The 22,012-nt window shown below is 63.4% G+C and carries 18 protein-coding genes and 1 pseudogene; 8 read left to right on the plus strand and 11 right to left on the minus strand.

Going from position 1 to position 22,012, the window contains the following annotated elements:
* Nucleotides 1–6: 6 nt before the first annotated feature.
* From G7009_RS13405 to lexA, 4 genes are read right to left on the minus strand one after another with little or no spacing between them, the layout of a single operon-like run.
* Nucleotides 7–3,087: an error-prone DNA polymerase gene (locus tag G7009_RS13405; protein WP_181130548.1), complete on the minus strand. Its 3,081-nt coding sequence runs from the start codon at nt 3,085–3,087 to the stop codon at nt 7–9.
* Nucleotides 3,084–4,502 (minus strand): Y-family DNA polymerase, encoded by a 1,419-nt coding sequence (locus G7009_RS13410; RefSeq protein WP_181130549.1) that lies wholly within the window; start codon nt 4,500–4,502, stop codon nt 3,084–3,086. The genes G7009_RS13405 and G7009_RS13410 overlap by 4 nt, the downstream gene beginning before the upstream one ends.
* Before the next feature lie 6 nt (nt 4,503–4,508).
* Nucleotides 4,509–5,132, minus strand: a complete 624-nt coding sequence (gene imuA / locus G7009_RS13415) for a translesion DNA synthesis-associated protein ImuA (RefSeq protein ID WP_181130550.1) — start codon at nt 5,130–5,132, stop codon at nt 4,509–4,511.
* Nucleotides 5,129–5,737: a transcriptional repressor LexA gene (gene lexA / locus G7009_RS13420; RefSeq protein ID WP_445677111.1), complete on the minus strand. Its 609-nt coding sequence runs from the start codon at nt 5,735–5,737 to the stop codon at nt 5,129–5,131. The genes imuA and lexA overlap by 4 nt, the downstream gene beginning before the upstream one ends.
* 102 nt (nt 5,738–5,839) lie before the next feature.
* On the opposite strand from lexA, the gene G7009_RS13425 reads away from it, so the two are divergent.
* The gene (locus tag G7009_RS13425) at nt 5,840–6,514 is read left to right on the plus strand and encodes an HAD family hydrolase (protein ID WP_181130552.1); all 675 of its coding nucleotides are present in this window, start codon (nt 5,840–5,842) and stop codon (nt 6,512–6,514) included.
* Between the two features lie 524 nt (nt 6,515–7,038).
* Here G7009_RS13425 and G7009_RS13430 read toward each other — a convergent pair.
* The gene (locus tag G7009_RS13430) at nt 7,039–7,908 is read right to left on the minus strand and encodes a LysR substrate-binding domain-containing protein (RefSeq protein ID WP_181130553.1); all 870 of its coding nucleotides are present in this window, start codon (nt 7,906–7,908) and stop codon (nt 7,039–7,041) included.
* Nucleotides 7,909–7,993: 85 nt separating this feature from the next.
* Nucleotides 7,994–9,181: a 4-hydroxybenzoate 3-monooxygenase gene (pobA, locus tag G7009_RS13435; RefSeq protein ID WP_181130554.1), complete on the minus strand. Its 1,188-nt coding sequence runs from the start codon at nt 9,179–9,181 to the stop codon at nt 7,994–7,996.
* 168 nt (nt 9,182–9,349) lie between these two features.
* Between pobA and G7009_RS13440 the strand changes: the two genes are divergently transcribed.
* The 3 genes from G7009_RS13440 (at nt 9,350) to G7009_RS13450 (ending at nt 11,652) form a co-directional block, all read left to right on the plus strand.
* Nucleotides 9,350–10,225: a helix-turn-helix domain-containing protein gene (locus G7009_RS13440; RefSeq protein WP_181130555.1), complete on the plus strand. Its 876-nt coding sequence runs from the start codon at nt 9,350–9,352 to the stop codon at nt 10,223–10,225.
* Nucleotides 10,226–10,328: 103 nt separating this feature from the next.
* Nucleotides 10,329–10,730: a MerR family transcriptional regulator gene (locus G7009_RS13445; protein WP_181130556.1), complete on the plus strand. Its 402-nt coding sequence runs from the start codon at nt 10,329–10,331 to the stop codon at nt 10,728–10,730.
* Nucleotides 10,731–10,749: 19 nt separating this feature from the next.
* Nucleotides 10,750–11,652 (plus strand): hydroxymethylglutaryl-CoA lyase, encoded by a 903-nt coding sequence (locus G7009_RS13450; RefSeq protein ID WP_181130557.1) that lies wholly within the window; start codon nt 10,750–10,752, stop codon nt 11,650–11,652.
* A 530-nt stretch (nt 11,653–12,182) separates the two neighbouring features.
* Here the strand turns inward: G7009_RS13450 and G7009_RS13455 are convergent.
* Nucleotides 12,183–12,710 (minus strand): MgtC/SapB family protein, encoded by a 528-nt coding sequence (locus tag G7009_RS13455; RefSeq protein ID WP_181130558.1) that lies wholly within the window; start codon nt 12,708–12,710, stop codon nt 12,183–12,185.
* 147 nt (nt 12,711–12,857) lie between these two features.
* Between G7009_RS13455 and G7009_RS13460 the strand changes: the two are divergent.
* From G7009_RS13460 to G7009_RS13470, 3 genes and pseudogenes are all read left to right on the plus strand, one after another.
* A pseudogene (locus G7009_RS13460) lies at nt 12,858–13,097 on the plus strand (DUF3203 family protein).
* Nucleotides 13,098–13,561: 464 nt separating this feature from the next.
* Nucleotides 13,562–14,971: a GntR family transcriptional regulator MpaR gene (gene mapR / locus G7009_RS13465; protein WP_181130559.1), complete on the plus strand. Its 1,410-nt coding sequence runs from the start codon at nt 13,562–13,564 to the stop codon at nt 14,969–14,971.
* A gap of 55 nt (nt 14,972–15,026) precedes the next feature.
* Nucleotides 15,027–16,679, plus strand: coding sequence for a hybrid sensor histidine kinase/response regulator (locus G7009_RS13470; protein ID WP_181130560.1), 1,653 nt, complete (start codon nt 15,027–15,029; stop codon nt 16,677–16,679).
* Between the two features lie 29 nt (nt 16,680–16,708).
* Here the strand turns inward: G7009_RS13470 and G7009_RS13475 are convergent, their stop codons facing one another.
* From G7009_RS13475 to G7009_RS13490, 4 genes are read right to left on the minus strand one after another with little or no spacing between them, the layout of a single operon-like run.
* Entirely contained in the window at nt 16,709–17,455 is a 747-nt protein-coding gene (locus tag G7009_RS13475; protein WP_181130561.1) for an SDR family oxidoreductase, read from the minus strand.
* Between the two features lie 58 nt (nt 17,456–17,513).
* Nucleotides 17,514–19,049, minus strand: a complete 1,536-nt coding sequence (locus G7009_RS13480; protein WP_181130562.1) for a DHA2 family efflux MFS transporter permease subunit — start codon at nt 19,047–19,049, stop codon at nt 17,514–17,516.
* A complete protein-coding gene (locus tag G7009_RS13485) occupies nt 19,046–20,242 on the minus strand; it encodes an HlyD family secretion protein (RefSeq protein ID WP_181130563.1) in 1,197 nt (398 codons plus the stop codon). Before G7009_RS13485 ends, G7009_RS13480 begins: the two co-directional genes overlap by 4 nt.
* 27 nt (nt 20,243–20,269) lie before the next feature.
* Nucleotides 20,270–20,743 (minus strand): MarR family winged helix-turn-helix transcriptional regulator, encoded by a 474-nt coding sequence (locus G7009_RS13490; RefSeq protein WP_181130564.1) that lies wholly within the window; start codon nt 20,741–20,743, stop codon nt 20,270–20,272.
* A 240-nt stretch (nt 20,744–20,983) separates the two neighbouring features.
* On the opposite strand from G7009_RS13490, the gene G7009_RS13495 reads away from it, so the two are divergent.
* Nucleotides 20,984–21,991, plus strand: a complete 1,008-nt coding sequence (locus tag G7009_RS13495; RefSeq protein ID WP_181130565.1) for a FecR family protein — start codon at nt 20,984–20,986, stop codon at nt 21,989–21,991.
* The last annotated feature ends 21 nt before the right edge of the window (nt 21,992–22,012 follow it).

The following is a 22,012-nucleotide window of genomic DNA, read 5'->3' on the forward strand; positions in this document are numbered from 1 at the left end:
GCGCGGTCAGTGGAAATCCCGGCTGCGCACATCGAGCCCCTCGAGCAGCTGGCTGATGTCCTCCAGTCGGCGAGCGATCAGGTGGCACACACCGCTCTCGTACTCCAGGCGCCCCCGCACCTTCATCAACCGTGAACCCACCAGGGTTCGCCGTTGGCGCTCGGCGAGGTCGCGCCAGACCACCACGTTGACCATGCCGAACTCGTCCTCGAGGGTCACGAAGGTGACACCGCTGGCGGTTTGCGGGCGCTGGCGCCCCACCACCAGGCCCGCAAGGCTGACCGTATCGCCATGTTCGGCCGCAGCCAGTTCGGCCGAACTGCGGCAGCCCAGCGCCTTCAGGCGCGAGCGCAGCAGGTTCAGGGGATGTGGACCCAAGGTGGTGCCCAGCATGGCGTAATCGGCAGCCAGATCTTCACCGACGCTTGGCGCAGGCAAATCCACGGCGGCCTCGGGCAAGGCCTCGACTTGTGAGAACAGGGGCAATTGCGCGTGTACCGCAGCGACCTGCCAGCGTGCCTGGTGGCGATCACGGGCCAGGGCTCGCAGGGCGCCGGCATCCGCCAGACGGGCGCGGGCGCGCGAGTCCAGCCCCGCGCGCAGGCACAGGTCCTCGATATCTCGCCAGGGTCGCTGCGCCCTCGCCTGCTCAAGGCGCCGTGCATCGACCTCGGCAAAGCCTCGGATCTGGCGCAAGCCGATACGGATGGCCAGTGCCTGTTCACCCACCGGCTCCAGGGTGCAATCCCACTCGCTCTCGAAGACATCGACCGGGCGCACCTCGATGCCCTGGCGTCTGGCCTCCTGCAATAGCTGGTCCGGGCTGTAGAAACCCATGGGCCAGCTGTTGACCAGGGCGCAGGTGAAGATCGCCGGCTCATGGCACTTGAGCCAGCTGCTGGCATAGGTCAGCAAGGCAAAGCTGGCGGCGTGGGACTCGGGAAAACCATAGCTGCCGAATCCCTTGATCTGCTCGAAGATGCGCTCGGCGAAAGCGCTGTCATAGCCATTGCGCAACATGCCCTGGATCAGCCGCTGGCGATGAGGTTCGAGCCCGCCCGTGCGTTTCCAGGCAGCCATGCTGCGGCGCAACTGGTCGGCTTCACCCGGACTGTAGTCGGCGGCGACCATGGCCAGCTCCATCACCTGCTCCTGAAACAGCGGAACGCCGAGCGTGCGCTTGAACACCGCCTCGAGCGCAGGCGAGGGATAGGTCACCGGTTCCTCTCCCAAGCGCCGACGCAGGTAGGGATGAACCATGTCGCCCTGGATCGGCCCCGGACGGACGATCGCCACTTCGATCACCAGGTCGTAGAAGGTCTTGGGCTTGAGCCTGGGCAGCATGGCCATCTGTGCGCGCGACTCGATCTGGAAGACACCGATGGTCTGTGCCTGGCCGATCATCGCGTAGGTCGCGGGATCTTCCGCGGGGATGGTCGCCAAGGTCAATCGCCGGCCGCGATGGCGCTCGATCAGATCGAAGCAACGCCGCAAGGCGCTGAGCATGCCCAAGGCAAGCACGTCGACCTTGAGCAGGCCGACCATGTCGAGGTCGTCCTTGTCCCACTGGATCACCGTGCGATCCTGCATGGCCGCGTTCTCGACCGGAACCAGCTGGTCGAGCGGCTGCTCGGAGATGACGAAACCGCCCGGATGCTGCGAAAGGTGACGCGGGAAGCCTACCAGTTCCCCGGCCAGCACCAGGATGCGGCGCAACGAGGGACCCAGGGCATCGAAACCGGCTTCGGCCAGTTGCCGCTCGTCGGGAATCCGGTCGCTCCAGCGTCCGCAGCATTTGGCCAGGGCATCGACCTGGTCGTTGGGCAATCCCAGCGCCCGCGCCACATCGCGCACGGCGCCCGCAGCATGGTAGGTACTGACCACCGCCGTCAGGGCTGCCCGGTGGCGACCATAGCGGTGGAACACGTACTGGATCACTTCCTCGCGGCGATGATGCTCGAAGTCCACATCGATGTCTGGCGGCTCGTCACGCTCTCGAGACAGGAAACGCTCGAACAGCAGCTTGGTCTGCATGGGGTCGAGCTCGGTGATCCCAAGCACGAAACACACCACCGAATTGGCCGCCGATCCTCGCCCCTGACACAGGATATGACGGCTTCGGGCAAAGCGGACGATGTCATGCACGGTAAGGAAGTAGCTTTCGTAACGCAGCTCTTCGATCAACGACAGCTCTTTGTCCAGCAGTCCGCGCACGGCTTGGCTGGCGCCTTGGGGCCAGCGTTCCGGCAAATGACGCTCGCACAAGTGACGCAGCCAACTGGTAGGCGTATGGCCATCAGGCACCAGCTCGCACGGGTACTCGTACTTGAGCTCGGAAAGGTCGAAGCGGCAGCGTTGGGCGATGACCAGGCTTTCGGCGAGCAACTCGCCCGGGTAAAGCTCGGCGAGCTGTGCCAGAGGCCGCAGATGGCGTTCGCCATTGGCGAACAGGTAGCGGCCCGCCTGAGCCACGGTGCAATGCCGATGGATCGCCGTCATGCAGTCCTGCAAGGCCCGGCGACCCCGGGCGTGCATATGTACGTCGCCGCATCCCACCGCGCGTATGCCGATTCGACCCGCCAGGCCGAGCAGGCGAGCCAGACGCGCCTCGTCATCGGTACCGCGATGCAAGTGCACGGCCAGCCACAGGCGTTCCGGGAACAGCGACTTGAGCCAGTCGCCTGGGGTCGAATCCAGCGGATCGTCCGGGATCCACAAGGCCAGCAGGCCCTCACGGTGCGCCTCGAGATCGGCCGACAGCAGTTGGTACTCGCCCTTCTCTGCTCGACGCCGTGCGCGGGTGATCAACGCGCACAGGCTCTGGTAACCCCTGAGGTTCTCGACCAGCAATACCAGTCGCGGGCCGTCTCGCAAGCGGACTTCGCTGCCAACGAGCAGTCGTAGCTGGTGTTCCTTGGCGGCCTGCCAGGCTCGAACGATACCGGCCAGCGTGCACTCGTCGGTGATGGCCAGGGCCTGGTAGCCGTGCTGGCGGGCGCGACGAAACAACTCGTCGGCGCTGGAGGCGCCACGCTGGAAGCTGAAATTGGACACACAATGCAATTCGGCGTAGCCCGGGGTCGTCATGCGAACCAACCCTGCAGCCACAAGGGACCCGGCTCGCCCAGGTCGCGAAAGGCCCAACCCTGCAGGCCTTCGCGGGTTTCGATGCGGTAGTAGTCGCGGCGCACATCGCCGCCATCCCACCAGCCGGACTCGATCCGCTCGGCCCGGCCCAACAGGCGCAGGCTCTGCTCGGTCAGAGGCTGAGGCTGCGACAGCAGCCAGCCGGGGCGGCTTCCGCGCGCGACCTGGAGGATGCCCGCCCCACCTTGATCTGCCGCCAGCCAGGCATGTTCGGGACGATGGTCGGCCAGTGCCACCAGGCTGCGTACCGCTTCGTCACCCAGGCGGGCGCGCAGACGCTCGCGCAATTGCTCCCAAGGTTGCGACTGTTGGCGGCGCGCGTCGAAAAGGGCTTGATGCCGGGGAACGAAGGGAGGCAGATCGTCGGCGCGCAAGCACAGGTTGCGCACGGGCGCAGGAATCTTCAGGGCCTCCAACCGTCCACGCGCCAGCTCGAAGAGCACCGTGGGATCGCGTTCCGCGGCAAGAAGGCCGACCATGGCCACGCTGTCAGCGTGTTCCCCATGTTCCAGGTGCACGGCGAACCGCTGCACGCCACAATCGCGGCCCGCCAGGAAAGCCGCCAGATCGTTGACCAGGCGACGCAGCGGGAACAGCAACGCCTGATGCGACTCGACATCGAAATTCAACGCCAGGCGTGCCTCGAAGTGATCGGGTGGCTGGTAGAAGGTCAGGCCCAGGCTGCGCAGGCCCAGCAACTGGTCCAGATGCAGCTGGACCTGAGCGGCAAACCGCCGAGCCAGGGCATCGCGAGGCAAGGCCAGTACCTGCGCGAGGTGGCGCAAGCCCATGCGCGCAAAAGCATCGGCCGCCTCTCTGGGCAAGCCCAGCCGGTCGATCGGCATGCGCGCCAACGCCAGCCGGGTATCTTCCTGGTCAAGGACAGCCAGCCCGTCATGGGCGTTGGCAAGCATGCGCGCGGCGACCGGGTTGCACGCCAGAACGATACGGTGACGAAGCCCCAGCGCGGTCAGTTCCTGACGCAGGCGCGCTTCGAGCACGGGCCAGGGCCCGAACAATTGCAGGCTGGAGCCGACCTCCATGAGCAACGCCCTGGGATAGTGTCGGCTGACCTGGGCGCTGTATCGATAGGCCCAGGCCGCGAGCAACTGTTCTACCTGCTCGATCCGGGCAGGGTCAGCCTCGACACAACTGAAACCGTCGGCCAAGGCGCGGGCGGCATTGAGCGTCTGTCCGGCGCGCAAGCCGAGCTCGGCCGCGGCAAGGTTGATCGCCTGCACGACACGCCGCTGGGCAGGTCCGCCCAGCAGCACCAACGGCAAGTCGGGATCGGCACGGGTGCGCAGCGCGGTGTCGAGCGCCAGTTGTGGCAACAGGATGCACGCCCAGAGCATGAGCGCTCATTCCAGTCCGAAGTGGGCGACGGGTGCGCTCGGCGGCAGGCCGCCACGGCACTTGAGTACCCGCCACTGCGCCGGACGGGTATCGACCGCAATCCGCAGCGCTGCCGGCGAAGGGTTCATCGATGCCTGTTGTGGCCGACAAGCGAACGCCAGCGCCTGGCCGGTCTCGGCGGCGACCTGCAAGCGCCGCAAGGCGCGGTCGTCTGCCCGCTCCGGCCAGCACAGGACAGCGGCGCAGCTGCCGGAGCGCAAGCATTGCTCGGCGGCCCACAGGGCATCGAGAGGGTTGGCGTCGACCTTGACCAACCAGCGCAAATCCACGCCCGCCGCCTGCCAGGCCGGCGCATAGGGGATGAAGGGAGGCGCCACCAGTACCACTCGCCCGCCTTCGCCCGTCAGGCGCGCGAGGCTTGGCCAGAGCAGTTGCAGCTCGCCGCAGCCTGGGCTGGCCAGGAGCAACTCAGTGAGTGCCGATGCCGGCCAACCGCCTTCGGGCAGGGCCTCGTCAAGCCGAGCATGACCGGTGGGCTGCAGACCGAGCGCCCGGGCCGGGGCTTGCCGCGCGCGCCAGATCCGACGCTGGTCGAGCAGGCCGTCGAGGTCGACTACCGCGCCCTTCATTCGCGCCTCAGGAGGCCGCAGAACACGCCTTCGATCACGAAGTCATGTCCTGGATGGACGTCGATGGGGGCATAGGCCGGGTTGCGGGACAACAGTTGGTATCCGTTGTCGACGCGTTGCAGGCGCTTGATGGTGACCTCGCCATCGAGCCGGGCGACGATGATCTGACCGTCACGCGCCTCTCCCTGCTGGAGAATGCCGACCAGGTCGCCGTCGAAGATGCCGTCGCCGATCATCGAGTCGCCACGCACCTTGAGCAGGTAGTCCGGGGTGCGCCGAAACAGGCTCGGGTCCACCAGCAACTGCTCGTGGATGTCCAGGTCGGGCCCGATCGGCGCGCCGGCGGCGACGCGGCCCAGTACGGCCAGCTCGAGCACCTCGGGACGCCGGATGGGTTCGGCGAGGCGGATGCCACGGGCCTGGTTGGGCGTCACGTCGATAAAGCCGGCGGCACACAAGGCCGTAATGTGCTTGCGCGCGACACTGCGCGAGGCAAAACCGAAGCGCTGGGCGATATCGGCCAGGCTTGGCGGTTGGCCATGATCGGCAATGCGTTCACGGATGAAGTCGAGAATGGCGCGGCGTTTGGGGGTTAATCTGTCCATGGAGCACATTTGTACTCTTTTTGAAGCACACTGACCAGCCCTCTGGTCATGCATATTGGTTATCATCGACCGTGTTTTTGTTTCTTGCCCAATGGATGCCCGATGCTGACTGCTTTGTTGTTCGATCTCGATGGAACCATGACCGACACCGATACCCTGCATTTGCAGGCTTTCCGCCAGTTGCTCAAGGATGAGGACGGCCGCAGCCTGAGCCAGGCCGAATTCAACGAACGGATCAGCGGGCGCGCCAATGCCGCACTGTTCGCGGATCTCTTCCCAGACCTTGATCCAACCCGCCGCCAGGCGTTGGCCAAGCGCAAGGAAGCGCTGTTCCGAGTGCTGTCTCCTTCCCTGGAGCCGATGCCAGGGCTACTGCGACTGCTCGACCATGCCCGTGACCGGGCCATCGGCATGTGCGTGGTAACCAATGCCCCGCGTGACAATGCCGAGCACATGCTGGCGGCCATGGACCTTGCGCAGCGATTCGAGCATGTGCTGGTGGCCGACGAACTGGCCCGCTCCAAACCTGATCCGCTGCCCTACCTGACCGGCCTGCAACGTCTTGGGGCTTCAGCCGACCAGGCCCTGGCGTTCGAGGATTCCCTGCCCGGCGTCGCAGCCGCCCATGGGGCCGGGATACACACGGTGGCCCTGGCTACCACCCAGCCGGCAGATCGGCTGCTCGAGGCGGGCGCGGACTTGGTGATCGAGGATTTCAACGATTCGCGGTTGTGGGCGTTGATCGAGCGGATGACAGGCCTGCCTGTGATCGAGTGATGGCGACATTGTGTCGCGTCGCCGGGTGCATGGCGTTGGATCTTCGGCGCCCTTGAGATCGAGCGCCGCCCGCGCGGCGCTTCGCGAGTAAACTCGCTCCCACATTTGTTGCACCGTGCCATGGCCTGACAGACCGAGGTCTTAGCCTTTGTTTGGAGACAAGGATAATGAGGTGGCAAAAACAGCCTTGATACAGCCTTTAGCCATGTACCAAGGCTGACAACTCCAATCTCACAGGCCATGGCACGTTGCAACAAATGTGGGAGCGAGTTTACTCGCGAAGCGCCGCGCGGGCGGCGCTCGATCTCAAGGGCGCTAAAGATTTATCGACAGACACCGCGCGAAGCGCCGCGCAGGCGGCGCTCGATTTCAAGAGCGCTAAAGATTTATCGACAGACACCGCGCGAAGCGCCGCGCGGGCGGCGCTCGACCTCAAGAGCGCTAAAGATTCAACGGCTCGCGCCTGCCCCCTCACGCAATCTCCTGCCACTCATCGCCCTCCCGCCAGCCCCCCACCTTCAAGACTACCGCTGATCCGTCGCCATCAAGCCTGTCAGCACTCCGGCCAGTGCCTTGACCATCTCCCCTGCCGCAGGCCGGTGGACGATGACGATTTCGTAGCTGTCCACCGCGGGCAACCCCTGGGCGTGCCCAAGGACACGGTGCTCGGCGGTGGCCGCACGGGGTGGCAGCAGGCTGACGCCCATGCCGTCGGCCACCGCGGCCTGGATGCCGCTGAGACTGGAACTGGTAAAGCTGATGCGCCAGCGCCGTCCCATGCCTTCGATGGCGCTGATGATGTCTTCGCGGTAGAGCCCGCGGGGCGGAAAGGTCACCAGGGGAATGGGGTCGAGCTCGAAGGCCGGTGCCCGGGCGCTGTCGATCCATTGCAACTGCTCCGGCCAGCTGGCGACGCCATCACGGCCGTTGCGCCGCTGCTTGAGCAGGACCAGGTCAAGCTCGCCATTGTCATAGGCTTGACTGAGGTCGCGACATAGCCCGCTGGTGACCTCCAGCTTGGCCTGCGGATGATGGCGGCTGAAGACCGACAAGGCATGGGTGGTCGCCCCGCCGACAAAATCCTCCGGGACGCCAAGCCGGACCGTGACACCCACCATGGCGCCTGCCAGGGCCTCGAGCATCTGGTCGTTGAGCGCCAGCATGTGCCGGGCATAACCCAGCAAGGTCTGCCCGGCATCGGTCGGCAGCACGTCCCGGTTGCCCCGCACCAGCAAGCGGTGCCCAACCATGTCCTCCAGGCGCCTGACCTTCTGGCTGATGGTGGACTGGGTGGAATGCAGGCGCGCCGCCGCCGTGGTGAAGCTGCCGCAATCGGCCACCACGACGATGGCGCGAAGCAGGTCAAGGTCGAACAAGGCTCTGTTTGTCTTCAAGCTGGGAGGGGCCGGTCTACGAGGGTGGAAGGATCATCCAGCGTTCTAGCACGCGACCCCGGCCCGGGCAACCGTTGCCTGGGCCTCACTCCACCGCTTCGAACGGCAACCCCACGTAGTTTTCGGCAATGTTGAGCAGGCCCGCGGGCGAAGTCAGGAAATATTCCCGATCCGCTTCTTGCATCTTCTGGTCCCAGGCATCCTTGTGCTCGCCGAAATCATGCAGCAGGTTGGTCATGAACCAGCTGAAGCGTTCGCCCTTCCAGACTCGGCGCAAGGCCAGCGACGAGTATTGGTCGAGCAGGTCCAGGCGCCCTTCTCGGTAGACCTTGAGCAGGATGCGATACAGGTAATTGACGTCCGAAGCCGCCAGGTTGAGCCCTTTGGCACCCGTGGGCGGGACGATATGGGCCGCGTCGCCGAGCAGGAACAGCCGCCCGTACTGCATGGGCTCTACCACGTGGCTGCGCAGCGGGGCGATGCTCTTTTCGAGCGCGGGGCCCGTCACCAGGTCCGCGGCGATATCCGCCGGCAAGCGCGCCTTGAGCTCGTCCCAGAAACGCTGGTCGCTCCACGCCTCGACACGGTCGTCCAGCGGCACTTGCAAGTAATAGCGACTGCGCGTCAGGGAACGTTGGCTGCACAACACGAAACCGCGTGAATGCTGGCCGTAGATCAACTCATGGTTGACCGGTGAGGTGTCGGACAACAGCCCGAGCCAGCCGAACGGGTAGACGCGCTCGTACTCGCGCAGTACCCCTGCCGGGATGCTCTGCCGCGATACCCCGTGAAAACCGTCGCAACCGGCGATGTAGTCACAATCGATGCGATGCTGCTCGCCGTCTTTCTCGTAGGTCAGGTAGGGATGTTCGCCCTGGAGGTCATGTGGCCGGACATCCTTGGCACAGTAGATGGTCGGGGCGCCGCTGGCTTGGCGCGCCTGCATCAGGTCACGGGTGACTTCGGTCTGCCCATAGACCATGACGGTCTTGCCCCCGGTCAAGGCCTTGAGGTCCAGGCGCAGGCGCTTGCCGTCGACCAGCAACTCGACCCCTTCGTGGACCAGTCCTTCGGCATCCATTCGCGCGGCGACACCTGCCTCGCGAAGCAGGTCCACGGTGCCCTGCTCCAGCACGCCCGCGCGGATGCGGCCAAGTATGTAGTCGGGCGCCTGACGCTCGACGATGACCGTTTCGATACCAGCCTGCTGCAACAGCTGGCCAAGCAGCAGCCCGGAAGGACCTGCTCCGATGATTGCAACCTGAGTCTTCATTATTTTTGTCTCTAGTGGGCAGTGGCCCGCTCCATGACAGAGGCGAGCATCCGCTGTTAGGTTTCCCCTGCATTTTTACTGGCAATTCATGGGCAAAAAGTGTGATATCCGATGCATTAATTGCACTTTTGCAAATTTCGTTCGATTACCGGCCAGGCAGCTCCAGCGATGACCCCAACTTTCAACGGCGTTCCTCTGTTCCAGCTCTATGGTGAAAACCAGGCCTGGCCCGGCACCGACCTGCTGCACTGCGAGTCGATCTCGGCGCGAAGCCGCTTGCACCATTGGGAAATCAAGGCCCATCGGCATGCCGAGCTGTTCCAGCTGCTCTATGTGCGACGCGGCCATGCGCAGGTCGAGATAGAGGGCCAGCGCAGCACGATCAGCGAGGCAACCATCCAGGTCGTCCCGCCGCTGGCCGTGCATGGCTTTCACTTCAGCGCCGATATCCAGGGCCACGTGCTGACCTTTGGTACAGCGCTCGTCGCCGACCTCGAAAAACATCTTGGCGCACCGCTGACCGTGCTGGGTCGTGCCGCCAGTTATCCATTGGAGGCAGACCGCCGCGCCTTGCATACCCTGGTGGACACCCTGCACCGGGAGTATCAGGGGCACGCGCCGGGCCGGGCCCTGATGCTGCAATCGTTGATGACCACGCTGATGGTCTGGATGAGCCGCCGCCAGCAGGTCGGCCACCGTCCGCGTAATCGCAACGAGCGGGAGCAACAGCTGATCAGCCGCTATCTGCGGCTGGTCGAAGCGCATTACCGTGAGCATCTGTCAGTGGAAACCTTCGCCACCAGGCTCGGGGTCTCCAGCGTTCAGCTCAATGCCTTGTGCCGTCAACTGACCGGGCAGACGGCGTTGCAGGTCGTCCACCAGCGCTTGCTGCTCGAAGCCCGGCGCAATCTCATCTACACCCGCATGAGCATCAGCCAGCTTTCCGACTACCTGGGTTTCAGCGACGCGACCTATTTCTCGCGCTTCTTCAAGCGACTTGCCGGACAAACGCCCAATGCTTTTCGCCGCGAGCGCGGCGACTGAACAGGCGCCCTGTCCAGGTAAGCGTGTTCGGCAACCTTACTGGTGCTTGACGTATACGGAAAGCACCCCTTAGGTTAGGCCATTCCTACGCCCGAGCCTTGACATGAGCAGCCAGACCTACAGCATTTCCGACCTATCCCGCGAACTGGACATCACCACACGGGCCATCCGCTTCTATGAGGAACAAGGCCTGCTGAGCCCCGAGCGTCGAGGACTGGAACGGATCTATTCGGCACGCGATAAGGTCAGCCTGAAGCTGATCCTGCGGGGCAAGCGCATCGGTTTTTCCCTGGCCGAGTGCCGGGAACTGATCGAGCTGTACGACCCCAGCAGCGGCAATCTCAAACAGCTGCACAGCATGCTGGCGAAGATTACCGAGCGGCGCCTGCAACTGGAGCAGCAGTTGCTCGACATCCAGCAGATGCAACTGGAGCTCGACACCGCCCAGGAACGTTGCGAGCAGGCGCTCGCGGCCACCCTGGAACACGCCAAAACCTCTCTCTGAGCCCGCACAGGAAACTTACATGTCATTGCCCAAGACAGTTCGCATGGTCGAAGTCGGCCCACGCGACGGATTGCAGAACGAAGCCCGACCCATCAGCGTCGAGGACAAGGTGCGCCTGGTCGATGACCTCAGCGAGGCCGGGTTGTCCTACATCGAAGTCGGCAGTTTCGTCTCACCCAAATGGGTGCCGCAGATGGCCGGATCCACTGATGTCTTCGCTCGGATTGCCCAGCGCGCCGGTGTCACCTACGCGGCCCTTGCCCCCAACCTGCGCGGGTTCGAAGACGCCCTGGCGGCGGGGGTGAAGGAAGTGGCGGTATTCGCCGCGGCCTCGGAGACGTTCTCGCAACGCAACATCAACTGCTCCATCGGCGAAAGCCTCGAGCGCTTCGAGCCGATCATGGCAGCCGCCAGGGCACATGGGGTTCGCGTACGCGGGTATGTGTCCTGTGTGCTGGGCTGCCCTTATGAGGGCAGAGTCGCTGCCGAGCAGGTAGCGCCCGTGGCTCGGGCATTGCGCGAAATGGGCTGCTACGAGGTGTCTCTGGGCGATACCACCGGCATGGGCACTGCTGGCGATACTCGCCGCCTGTTCGACGTGGTCGCCGCCCATGTACCCAGGGAGTCGCTGGCCGGGCACTTTCATGACACCTACGGGCAGGCGCTGGCCAATGTCTATGCCGGCCTGCTGGAAGGCATTCGGGTCTTCGACAGTTCGGTGGCGGGCCTGGGCGGCTGTCCGTATGCCAAAGGCGCGACGGGTAACGTCGCCACGGAAGACGTGGTCTATCTCATGCAAGGGCTGGGCATCGAAACCGGGATCGACCTTGACCGCCTCATCGCCGCTGGCCAACGCATCAGTAACCTGCTCGAGCGCCCCAACGGTTCACGCGTGGCGCGCGCGCGGACGGCATCCGCGTAATCAGACTGTCATGCCAGTGTGGGCGTGAGTGTTACCGCGCTCGCACCCCGTCCCAGAAATCGGGTATCAGGGAAACAAATTCATTGACTTTACCTCGAGACAAAAATCCATGAAACAGATAACAGGTTGATTAATAAGGATTTTTCAAAGTTGGCACGGGGTATGCTCTATCTCTCGTACAACAAGAACAAAAAAACGTGACACCCCAATAAAAACAACAGATACCGGCTCTGACATAACAAGAACAACACGGCAGAGACGCAGCAAATAGATTTTTTTGAAGTAGATATGCTTTTCAGGGGCATGCCCCGCAACCTGACGCAGAACAACAAGACTACCCCGAGGTAGTGACGGTCAAGGTTGGATCGATCTCGATGAAGGCAGATCAGCGCTCAAAAAAATACCTTTGCTCTTGGCCCCGGATAGGGGCCCCTTGCGGTACCGAGGCAGCCGACAAAAACAACAACAGGGCAGTCTCACAATAACAAGAAAGAGCAGGCGAAACGCTTTGAGGGGAGCTTAGGCTCCCCTCAGTGCTTTGTATCCTCGCCCTCTTCTCTCGTTCGGCCTTCCTGCCCTTCGATCTTCTCTACCACCCACGGCATGCTGCTCAGTACCAGCAGGGCCAGCAAGGTGCTGATCAACGCAGTCGCCTCTCGCCCCATGCCCGCCGCCGTCCCGATGGCTGCCGTCATCCACAAGCCGGCCGCGGTCGTCAGTCCCCTGACATTGCTCGGATCGAGCCCATTGCCTTTGAGAATGGTCCCGGCCCCCAGGAAACCGATACCCGCGACAATTCCCTGAATGACGCGGCTCAAGGCATCCGCCTCTGCCCCGGCCATGCTAGGAGCAAGCACGAACAATGCAGCTCCCACGGACACCAGCATGTGCGTACGCACGCCCGCCGACTTGCCCTTGTGCTCGCGTTCGAAGCCCAGAACCGCGCCCAGAAACGCCGCCATCAGCAGACGCACGGTGATCCGGGTCACCTCTTCCACATCGGTAATGTCGGCAAATTCCGACTGTGCCGTCAGCAGAATTCTCTGCCAATAATCCATGCAAGCCTTCCTTGTTTCTGTTCTCGATATGACATGGACCTTTGGGCGGCTTGCAAGTGCGGTGCAATCCATCGAGCGCTGCGATGCAGCAATCCTGACGTCATCGCGGTCACAGTTTCAGATCCCATGACCTGGAGTGATACTGCCATGCCAATCGAAATCGACGAGAGCACCCGACGCTGCACCTTGATTGGCGACCATCTGCGGCAGGAAGCTGCTGGGTCCGACATCGAGATCATGACCGATGAAGACCTGCGCATGTCGATCGCGGTGCTCGGCGAGCAGCGCCTGCCCATCACCTAGGCGGAAGCGGATGCACTGACGGTCGCCGGCGCCGTGGACAGTCGCAGACATCTGAAAGCCAGTACGCCAGGTTCGGTGATCTGAGCAACGGCAAAGGCGCCTGCAACGGGCGCGGCTACCGGGCGAGGACCATCTGATACGGTTTTTGTCCCTCGACCTGAGGCTGTTCACGAAACAGATGGAGCGCCATAGTGGCGGGGTTCTCGTGCTGAACCGTGGTCTTCGGTAATCGTGGTCCCGGCGAGCCCAACGAGCGCCCAGTCACCTTTTCCCTAATGCCGGTCAGGTAAGGACAAATTCGGTTTCACATGCTGAAGATTAGCCTTCGGCTTCTGGATTCTTCTTGAAGCTGACGGCCTATCGCGGGGGCAAGCCCGCTCGCCACCGGGGATGGGGACTAGCTAAACCGTGCGCCGGTGGCCAGCGGGCTAGTCCCGCGATAAGCCGCCAGCCTCACAAAAGTTCTAGAGCTGTCATGCAAGCGCCAGCATGTGATTGAATTGTCCTTAACTGACCGGCATGCCCTTCCCCCTGCTTCTCGAGCCCTGATGAAACGCTACGAACGCTTCGCCGACGACATTGCCGAACTGATTCGCTCCGGTGTACTGGGCCCTGGCCAGCGCGTGCCTTCGGTACGCTACGCCAGCCAGACACATGGGGTCAGCCCTTCCACGGTATTCCAGGCCTATTACCTGCTGGAACGTCGCGGCCTGATCCGTGCGCGGCCGCGCTCAGGTTATTTCGTCAATACCCACGCGTCGCGGCAGTTCAACGAGCCCCAGGCCCATGTACCGGTCAACGTCTCCACCGAGGTGGACGTCAGCGCGCTGGTGTTTTCCATTCTCGAATCGATGAAGGATCCGCAAACCATTCCGTTCGGCTCCGCCTTCCCCAGCCCCAGCCTGTTCCCCCTGCAGCGCCTGTCGCGCTCTCTGGCCAGTGCCGGCCGCGGCATGGACCCGCGCATGGTGGTCACCGACCTGTCGCCCGGCAATCCGCAACTACGGCGCCAGATCGCCCTGCGCTACATGGTCGGCGGGCTGATGCTGCCGATGGAAGAGCTGCTGATCACCAATGGCGCCCTGGAAGCCCTGAACCTGTGCTTGCAGGCGGTCACGCAGCCTGGCGACCTGGTGGCCATCGAGGCGCCGGCTTTCTATGCCTGCCTGCAGGTATTGGAGCGTCTCAAGCTCAAGGCGGTGGAAATTCCTGTCCACCCGCGCGAAGGCATGGACCTCGGTATCCTGGCCCAGACCTTGGAGAAACACCCGGTCAAGGCCGTGTGGAGCATGACCAACTTCCAGAACCCGGTAGGGGCCAGCATGCCCGAAGCCAAGAAGCAGGAGCTGGTCGAGCTGTTGCGGCGCCACCAGGTGCCCTTGATCGAAGACGATGTCTACGCCGAACTCTATTACTCGGCGCAGGCGCCGAAGCCCGCCAAGGCATTCGACACCGATGGCCTGGTCATGCACTGCGGCTCCTTCGCCAAGAGCCTGGCGCCGGGGTACCGAATCGGTTGGGTTGCCGCCGGGCGTTTCGCCCAGAAGATCGAACGGCTCAAGCTGATGACCTCGCTCTGTGCCTCCATGCCTGCCCAGGCCGCCATCGCCGACTATCTGCAGCACGGCGGCTTCGACCGTCACTTGCGCAAGCTGCGCTATGCCCTGGAAGAGCAGCAATCGGCCATGCTCGGCGCCATCGCCCGCTATTTTCCCGAACAGACTCGCGTCAGCCAACCCTCTGGCGGCTACTTCCTGTGGCTGGAACTGCCCGAACAGATGGATTCGCTCAAGCTGTTCCGCATGGCCCTGGCCCAAGGGATCAGCATTGCTCCGGGGCCGATCTTTTCGCCGACCCGGGGTTTTGGCAACTGCATCCGCCTGAACTACGGCAGCCCCTGGCACCCAGGCGCGGAGCAGGCAATGGAAACCCTGGGGCGTATCGTGCGTTCTTTCTAGCCGCAGCCCGCCTGGCAGGCTACAGTTGCGGCTTGACCCACCGCCGGAAGTGTTCATGCCGTCGAGCGAACTCGAATCCCTGCGTCAGCAACTGAGGGACCTGGAACAACGCAATGCCGAGCTTGAGACGCGCCTGGCCCGCCGCGATGGCGTGGACGAAGACCTCTATCGTTTCTTGTTCGACACCATGGACGAAGGCTTTTGCGTCATCGAGTTCTTCGATGGGCCTCACGGTCCGCTGAGCGACTACACCCATGTAACCGCCAATGCCGCCTACACTCGCCATGCCGGCATTCCCGACGTGATCGGTCAGACGCTGCGCGAGATGGTCCCGGCCGAGGCCGACGACTGGATCGCCCGCTATGGCGCGGTGCTGGAGACCGGCGAGCCGCTGCAGTTCGAACAGGAACTGATCGCCACGGGACGCGTGCTCTCGGTGACCAGCTTTCGCATCGAGCCCGCCGCGCGGCACCAGGTCGCGGTGCTGTTCCAGGACGTGACCGAGCGCCGACGTGCCGAAAAGGCCTTGCAGCGGCTCAACGAACAGCTCGAGCAACGCGTGGCCGAGGCGTTGTCCGAGCGCAGGCTGTTCGCCCATTTGGTCGACAACAGCGTGGCGCGCGTGCAAGTGGTCGATAGCCAGCTTCGTTGCCTGGCAATCAACCAGCAGGCCAGGATGGATTTCGAATCGCTCTTTGCGCGTACGCCCGAAGTGGGCGAACTGCTGCCGGATATCCTGAGCCAACACCCGGAAGACTGCTCCCAGGTACTTCCTTTCTGGCATCGGGCGCTTTCGGGCGAGGCATTCATGGAGGTTGCCGATTTCGGTTCGATCAATTGCCGACGTTCCTACGAACTGCACTTCAATCCGCTGCGCGACGCCGAAGGGCGGATCGTCGGCGCCTACCTGTTTGCCTATGACATCAGCGACAGAGTCCAGGAGCAACAGCGCCTGCTGTTGGCCGAGGAAGCGCTGCGCCAGGCGCAGAAGATGGAGTTGCTGGGCCAGCTGACCGGCGGCATCGCCCATGACTTCAACAACCTGCTGGCGGCCATCCTCGGTGCGCAGGAGTTGATGCGCCTGCGCCTGCGGCAGCAACGTTTCGACGCGCTGCCGCCCTTGGTCGATATCGCCGGAACTTCGGCCCGACGCGCCGCCTCGCTGGTGCAGCGCCTGCTGGCCTTTGCCCGCAGACAGACCCTGCAGCCGCAGCCGACCCATGTCGGAGAACTGCTCGACACCCTCGACGAGCTGGTACGACGTAGCGTGGGAGCAAGCATCGAATTGCAGACCCATTGCGCTCCCGACTTGTGGCTGACCTGCATCGACGCAGCACAGTTGGAGAGCGCACTGCTCAATCTCTGCTTCAACGCCCGCGACGCCATGCCCACGGGCGGCCGCATACGCATCGACTGCGAAAACACCGACCTGGATCACCAACAAGCCACCGCACTGGACCTGCGCGCGGGTGAATACCTGCACCTGAGCGTTACCGACAATGGCCTGGGCATGCCGCCGCAAGTGGCCGAGCGCGCCATCGACCCCTTCTTCACCACCAAGCCCATGGGCCAAGGAAGTGGCCTGGGGCTGTCGATGGCTTATGGCTTCATGCGTCAGTCAGGCGGGCAGCTGCAGATCGATTCGATGCCTGAGCAAGGCACCTGTATACATCTCTACCTGCCTCGCCATCTCGCGCCGATGGACTGAAGCCTGTTCATTTGGGCGTGCTCGCCCACTCAGCGACCGCCTCCGAGATCGATGAAACTGCCGGTCGAATACGAAGCCTTGTCGGACAGCAGCCAGAGGATCGCCTCGGCGACTTCTTCTGGCTGGCCTCCCCGCCCCATGGGTATGCCTGGCGCGAGTTTATCCACCCGCCGCGGATCCCCGCTGAGTGCGTGGAAACCGGTGTGGATATAGCCTGGGCGTACCGCGTTGACCCGCACGCCGTCACCTGCCACTTCCTTGGCCAATCCTAGGGTGAAGGTATCCAGCGCGCCCTTCGACGCGGCGTAGTCGACATACTCGTTCGGCGAGCCGAGCCGCGCGGCGACCGAAGACACGTTGACGATACTGCCGCCCTGGCCGCCGTGATGTCGCGACATGCGCAACAAGGCGTGCTTGGCACAAAGCATCGGGCCGACGACATTGGTCTTCATCACTTCGAGCAGGCGGAATTCGGACATCGCCTGGAGCCGGCTCTGCTGGCCGATCGTCCCGGCATTGTTGACCAGGGCCGTAACCGCTCCCAATGTCTGGTCGACCTGCTGGAACAACCGGATCACCTCGTCCTCGACACTGGCATCGGCACGCACGGCGATCGCCTGCGCGCCTGCTGCACGGACCTGCGCCAGCACCTGCTCCGCGGCCGCTTCGTCAGCGTGGTAGTTGATACAGATGCTGTAGCCCTGTTGCGCCGCCAATCGGGCGGTTGCCGCACCGATGCCACGGCTGGCACCGGTTATCACCATGACCTGGTTCATAGCTGGTCCTCTGAAGTTCGACGGATCAAGCCTAATACCCGCCGAAGGTCCCTACAACCTAGTGCCCCGCGGAGGCCGGGCCGGCCTTGGCGGCGAAAGGCGGTTTGGCGAACCACACCAGCAGGATCAGCCCGGCGAAGATCCAGGTCATCAAGGTAAAGTAGTCCACCGTCGACATCATGTAGGCCTGGCCATTGAGGATCTGCTCCAGCCGCGCGTAGCTCTGCGTATTGGCACCGCCCATCTGCTCCAGCGTATGACGGGTAACCGGATCGTACTGGCTGATGTGCTCGCTCAGATAGGCATGGTGCTGGTCGGCGCGACGAATCCATATCCAGGTCGTCAGCGAAGCGGCGAAGCTGCCACCCAAGGTTCGCAGAAACGTGGCCAGGCCCGATCCGTCGGCGATCTGTTGCGGTGGCAGGTCGGACAACAGGATGCTCAGGGTCGGCATGAAGAACAGCGCCACGCCGATGCCCATGAACAGCTGCACCATGGCGATGTGCATGAAGTCCACTTCGCTGGTGAACCCGGCGCGCATGTAGCAGCTTGCGCCAATCGCCAGGAATGCCAGCGCCGCGAGCAGGCGCAGGTCGAAGCGGTGTGCATACTTGCCGACGAAGGGCGACATCACCACCGGTAACAGCCCGATAGGTGCCACTGCCAGCCCGGCCCAGGTGGCGGTATAGCCCATCTGTGTCTGCAGCCACTGCGGCAGGATCAGGTTGATGCCGAAGAATCCGGCATAGCCACCGACCAGCACCAGGGTGCCGATGCGAAAATTGCGGTGCACGAACAGACGCAGGTTGACCACCGGGTGCTTGTCCGTCAGCTCCCAGATCACGAACACGACAAGGAACACCAGCGAGATCAGACTGCCGACAATGATGAAAGGCGACTCGAACCAGTCCAGATCATTGCCCTTGTCCAGCACCACCTGCAACGCCCCTACCCCGACGATCAACGTCAGCAGGCCGACATAGTCCATCGGCTGACGACTGATGGTGACCGGGCGGTTACGCATCTGCTGACGCACCACGGCGGCGGCGAACAGGCCGATCGGTACGTTGATGAAGAAGATCCAGGGCCAGCTGTAGCTGTCGGTGATCCAGCCGCCAAGGATCGGCCCGGCAATGGGCGCCACCACCGTGACCATGGCCAGCAGCGCCAGGGCCATGCCTCGCTTGGCGGGTGGATAGACGGCGATCAGCAGCGTCTGGGTCATGGGATACAACGGCCCGGCCACCACGCCCTGGAGCACGCGAAAGCCTACAAGCTCCGGCATCGACTGGGCGATGCCGCAAAGGAAGGAAGCGACCACGAACAGCAACGTGGCCCAGATGAACAGATTCACCTCGCCAAAGCGACGGCTCAGCCACCCGGTCAGCGGCAAGGCGATGGCATTGCTTACCGCAAAGGAGGTGATGACCCAGGTGCCCTGCTCGTAGCTCACGCCCAGGTTGCCGGAAATGGTGGGCAAGGCGACGTTGGCGATGGTGGTGTCGAGCACCTGCATGAAGGTCGCCAGCGACAGGCCGATAGTGGTCAGCAGCAGGCTCGGCGGCGTGAACTGTGCGGGGGCCTGGGTGCTCATCGCTGCGCCGTCTTCCCGGTGCCCGCACTGTTTTCATGGATCAACCGCGCGATCATGGCATCCGCCTCGCTCAACTGGCGGTCATAGACCTGGGTCGTGAAGCTCGCCTGCCTGGGCGGTTGCTGGGCCAGGACCGGCCCGCTCTGGTCATGCAGGTTCACCTCGACCACGGTCGACAGGCCGATGCGCAAGGGATGCCGCTGCAGCTGCTCAGGGTCGAGATGGATGCGCACGGGCACGCGCTGCACGATCTTGATCCAGTTGCCGGTGGCGTTCTGTGCGGGCAACAGCGCGAATGCGCTACCCGTGCCGGCACCCAGGCTGTCCACCGTTCCGCTATAGATGACGTCGCTGCCGTAGAGGTCTGCCGTGACTTCCACGGGCTGGCCGATGCGCATGTCGCGCAGCTGGGTTTCCTTGAAGTTGGCATCGATCCAGACCTGGTTCAGCGGGATTACCGCCATGGTGGCGGTACCGGGCTGCAGGCGCTGGCCAAGTTGCACGGTACGCTTGGCCACGTAGCCGGTCACCGGCGCCACGAGCGTGGTACGAGCGTGGTCGAGGAACGCCTGGCGCAGATTGGCCGCAGCGCTCAACACTTCGGGGTGGGATGAGACCACGGTATCGTCGATCAACGCGGTACTGGTGACCAGCTGCTGACGCGCGTTGTCCAGCGCGCCCTGTGCCGACGCCAGGTCGTCATGGGCATGGGACAGCTCTTCGGCAGCGATGGCCCCACTGTCGGCCAGGACCTTGCGCCGCGCATAGTTCTCGCGGGCCTTCTTCAGCTCGGCCTGACGCGCCTGCACTTGCGCCTTGAGGGCGTCGACGTTGCTGTACAGCCCACGCACTTGGCGCACGGTACGCGCCAAGTCGGCTTGCGCGGCCTGCAGGGCCACTTCGCTGTCGCTCGGATCGAAGCGCAGCAGTACCTGGCCCGCCTGCACCAGGTCGCCATCATCGGCGCCGATACTGGTGACGGTCCCCGTGACCAGGGGCGTGATCTCGACCACGTTGCCGCTGACGTAGGCATCGTCGGTGCTCTCCTCCCAGCGCCCGTACAGGGTGTACCAGGCCCAGACACCAAGGGCGCCGAGGATCACCAGCAGCAGCACGCCAAGCAACAGGATCTTGCGCTTGCGCGTGGGTTCGGGCGCCGCGTTGGGGGTGGATGTGTCCGGTGTAGTAGCCATGAAATACCTTGGATAATTCGGAAAGGATCAACGATCGCGCAGGCGACGGATCGTCAGGGGGTCGCCGGCCTGGAGCAGGACCTTGGCCAGAAGCGCTTCCAATGTCTGCAACTCTTCAGGCCGCAACGCGCCGACCAGTTCGTTCATGGCCGCGGCGCCCACCTGCGGCAGACGATCGGCGAGCGACTGACCGTCCTCGGTCAATGCCAGGCGTACCTGACGGCGGTCCTGCGGACAGCGCTGGCGCCGAAGCAGTCCCTTCTGCTCCAGGCGGTCGAGCATGCGGGTCATCGACCCGCTGTCCAGGCCCAACGAACGGCACAGCTCGGCGGGGGTGTCGACCTGATACAGAGTCACGATGATCAGCACCTTGAACTGCGCGGCTGTCACACCGTAGGCCTCCAGATGGCTGTCCAGAATGCGATCCTTGAAGATCGCCGCGCGCCCCAGCAACATGCCGATGGAGCACGACTGGAAATTCTCGGGAGTGAAATGAGGCATCAGGAGAGCAGTCGTGGAAATGTGAGCAAATGTTACTGCTTAGGCAGTGAATGTCAAAGCCCTAATTAGGGCGCTATGGATTTTGCAGCGTCGATAGCCAGCCTGCGAATGCGCACGCCCCCGTTCCTGGAAGAGAATCTTTCCTAGCTCTACGAAATATCCTTAACTGATATTCATTCGCCATTACCTCGTTCTCTAGGGGCGCTTCCAAGGGTAGAATGACGCAACCCAGGAGCCTCAATGAACCAAGACCGTCTCTATCCCGACCAGGACACCGCCATTACTGATGCCGCCGCGCAGTGGTGCATGCGCATGCACGACGAGGATTGCACGGCGGCGGAACGCGAGGCGTTCCTTGCATGGCTCGCGGTCGACCCACGGCATGAGGTGGAATATCACGCGATGGTCGAGATTTGGCGGGCGGCCGAACAACTCCCGCGCCACGCTCCCGTCATCGAACTGCACCCTGCCCCGTGTAGAAGATCCTCTCGCCAGGCATGGCGCTCCTACACCTCGGCGGCTGTCATCACCTTGCTGGCGCTGCCACTGGTGGGCTTGACCGGTTGGGAACAAGGTTGGTTGCCCAATCATTACCAGCACTTCGAGACCACCAATCAGGTGCAGCAGGTGCAACTGGCCGATGGCAGCAAGGTCGAGCTCAATCTCAATTCCGAACTGCGTTACACCCGCTATAAGGACGAACGGCGGGTGACTCTGGTAAAGGGAGAGGCATTCTTCTCGGTGAGACACGACAGCGCGAACCCGTTCATCGTCCACGCGGCCGATGGCTACACGCGGGTGACCGGTACGCAGTTCAACGTGTGGAAGTATCGGGACCAGGTCAAGGTGACGCTGGTGGAGGGGTCCGTCATGGTCAGCAGCGACGGTAGCAACGGCGGCTACCGCCTGGACCCCGGCATGCAAGCCAGTTACCGGCGCGGTGACTTCGAGCCAGAACTGGCCCAGAGCAACGATTACGGCAATAACCTGGCGTGGCGTACCGGCAAGCTGATTCTCGACAACCTCAGCCTTGCCCAGGCCCTGCCGATGATCAATCGCTATCTCGACAAGCCACTGCAACTGGCCGACGACACCACTGGCGCGATTCGCATCAGCGGCATCTTCAACATCCGCGAGGTCGAGCGCCTGGTCAGCACCCTGCCCAAGGTACTGCCGGTGTACCTGACCCGCAACAAGGACGGCAATACCGTCCTCAACCGTATCTCACCTGCGCCAACCCGCGGCTGACCCGGCTGCGGGCATTGCGCA

It is taken from the genome of Pseudomonas capeferrum (assembly GCF_013523055.1).
GTDB lineage: Bacteria > Pseudomonadota > Gammaproteobacteria > Pseudomonadales > Pseudomonadaceae > Aquipseudomonas > Aquipseudomonas capeferrum_A.

What these genes read in the sequence shown, in the direction of transcription:
- G7009_RS13405 (WP_181130548.1), bottom strand. Translation starts at nt 3,087, where the DNA reads ATGACGACCCCGGGCTACGCCGAATTGCATTGTGTGTCCAATTTCAGC.
- G7009_RS13410 (WP_181130549.1), bottom strand. Translation starts at nt 4,502, where the DNA reads ATGCTCTGGGCGTGCATCCTGTTGCCACAACTGGCGCTCGACACCGCG.
- imuA (WP_181130550.1), bottom strand. Translation starts at nt 5,132, where the DNA reads ATGAAGGGCGCGGTAGTCGACCTCGACGGCCTGCTCGACCAGCGTCGG.
- lexA (WP_445677111.1), bottom strand. Translation starts at nt 5,737, where the DNA reads ATGGACAGATTAACCCCCAAACGCCGCGCCATTCTCGACTTCATCCGT.
- G7009_RS13425 (WP_181130552.1), top strand. Translation starts at nt 5,840, where the DNA reads ATGCTGACTGCTTTGTTGTTCGATCTCGATGGAACCATGACCGACACC.
- pobA (WP_181130554.1), bottom strand. Translation starts at nt 9,181, where the DNA reads ATGAAGACTCAGGTTGCAATCATCGGAGCAGGTCCTTCCGGGCTGCTG.
- G7009_RS13440 (WP_181130555.1), top strand. Translation starts at nt 9,350, where the DNA reads ATGACCCCAACTTTCAACGGCGTTCCTCTGTTCCAGCTCTATGGTGAA.
- G7009_RS13445 (WP_181130556.1), top strand. Translation starts at nt 10,329, where the DNA reads ATGAGCAGCCAGACCTACAGCATTTCCGACCTATCCCGCGAACTGGAC.
- G7009_RS13450 (WP_181130557.1), top strand. Translation starts at nt 10,750, where the DNA reads ATGTCATTGCCCAAGACAGTTCGCATGGTCGAAGTCGGCCCACGCGAC.
- G7009_RS13455 (WP_181130558.1), bottom strand. Translation starts at nt 12,710, where the DNA reads ATGGATTATTGGCAGAGAATTCTGCTGACGGCACAGTCGGAATTTGCC.
- mapR (WP_181130559.1), top strand. Translation starts at nt 13,562, where the DNA reads ATGAAACGCTACGAACGCTTCGCCGACGACATTGCCGAACTGATTCGC.
- G7009_RS13470 (WP_181130560.1), top strand. Translation starts at nt 15,027, where the DNA reads ATGCCGTCGAGCGAACTCGAATCCCTGCGTCAGCAACTGAGGGACCTG.
- G7009_RS13475 (WP_181130561.1), bottom strand. Translation starts at nt 17,455, where the DNA reads ATGAACCAGGTCATGGTGATAACCGGTGCCAGCCGTGGCATCGGTGCG.
- G7009_RS13480 (WP_181130562.1), bottom strand. Translation starts at nt 19,049, where the DNA reads ATGAGCACCCAGGCCCCCGCACAGTTCACGCCGCCGAGCCTGCTGCTG.
- G7009_RS13485 (WP_181130563.1), bottom strand. Translation starts at nt 20,242, where the DNA reads ATGGCTACTACACCGGACACATCCACCCCCAACGCGGCGCCCGAACCC.
- G7009_RS13490 (WP_181130564.1), bottom strand. Translation starts at nt 20,743, where the DNA reads ATGCCTCATTTCACTCCCGAGAATTTCCAGTCGTGCTCCATCGGCATG.
- G7009_RS13495 (WP_181130565.1), top strand. Translation starts at nt 20,984, where the DNA reads ATGAACCAAGACCGTCTCTATCCCGACCAGGACACCGCCATTACTGAT.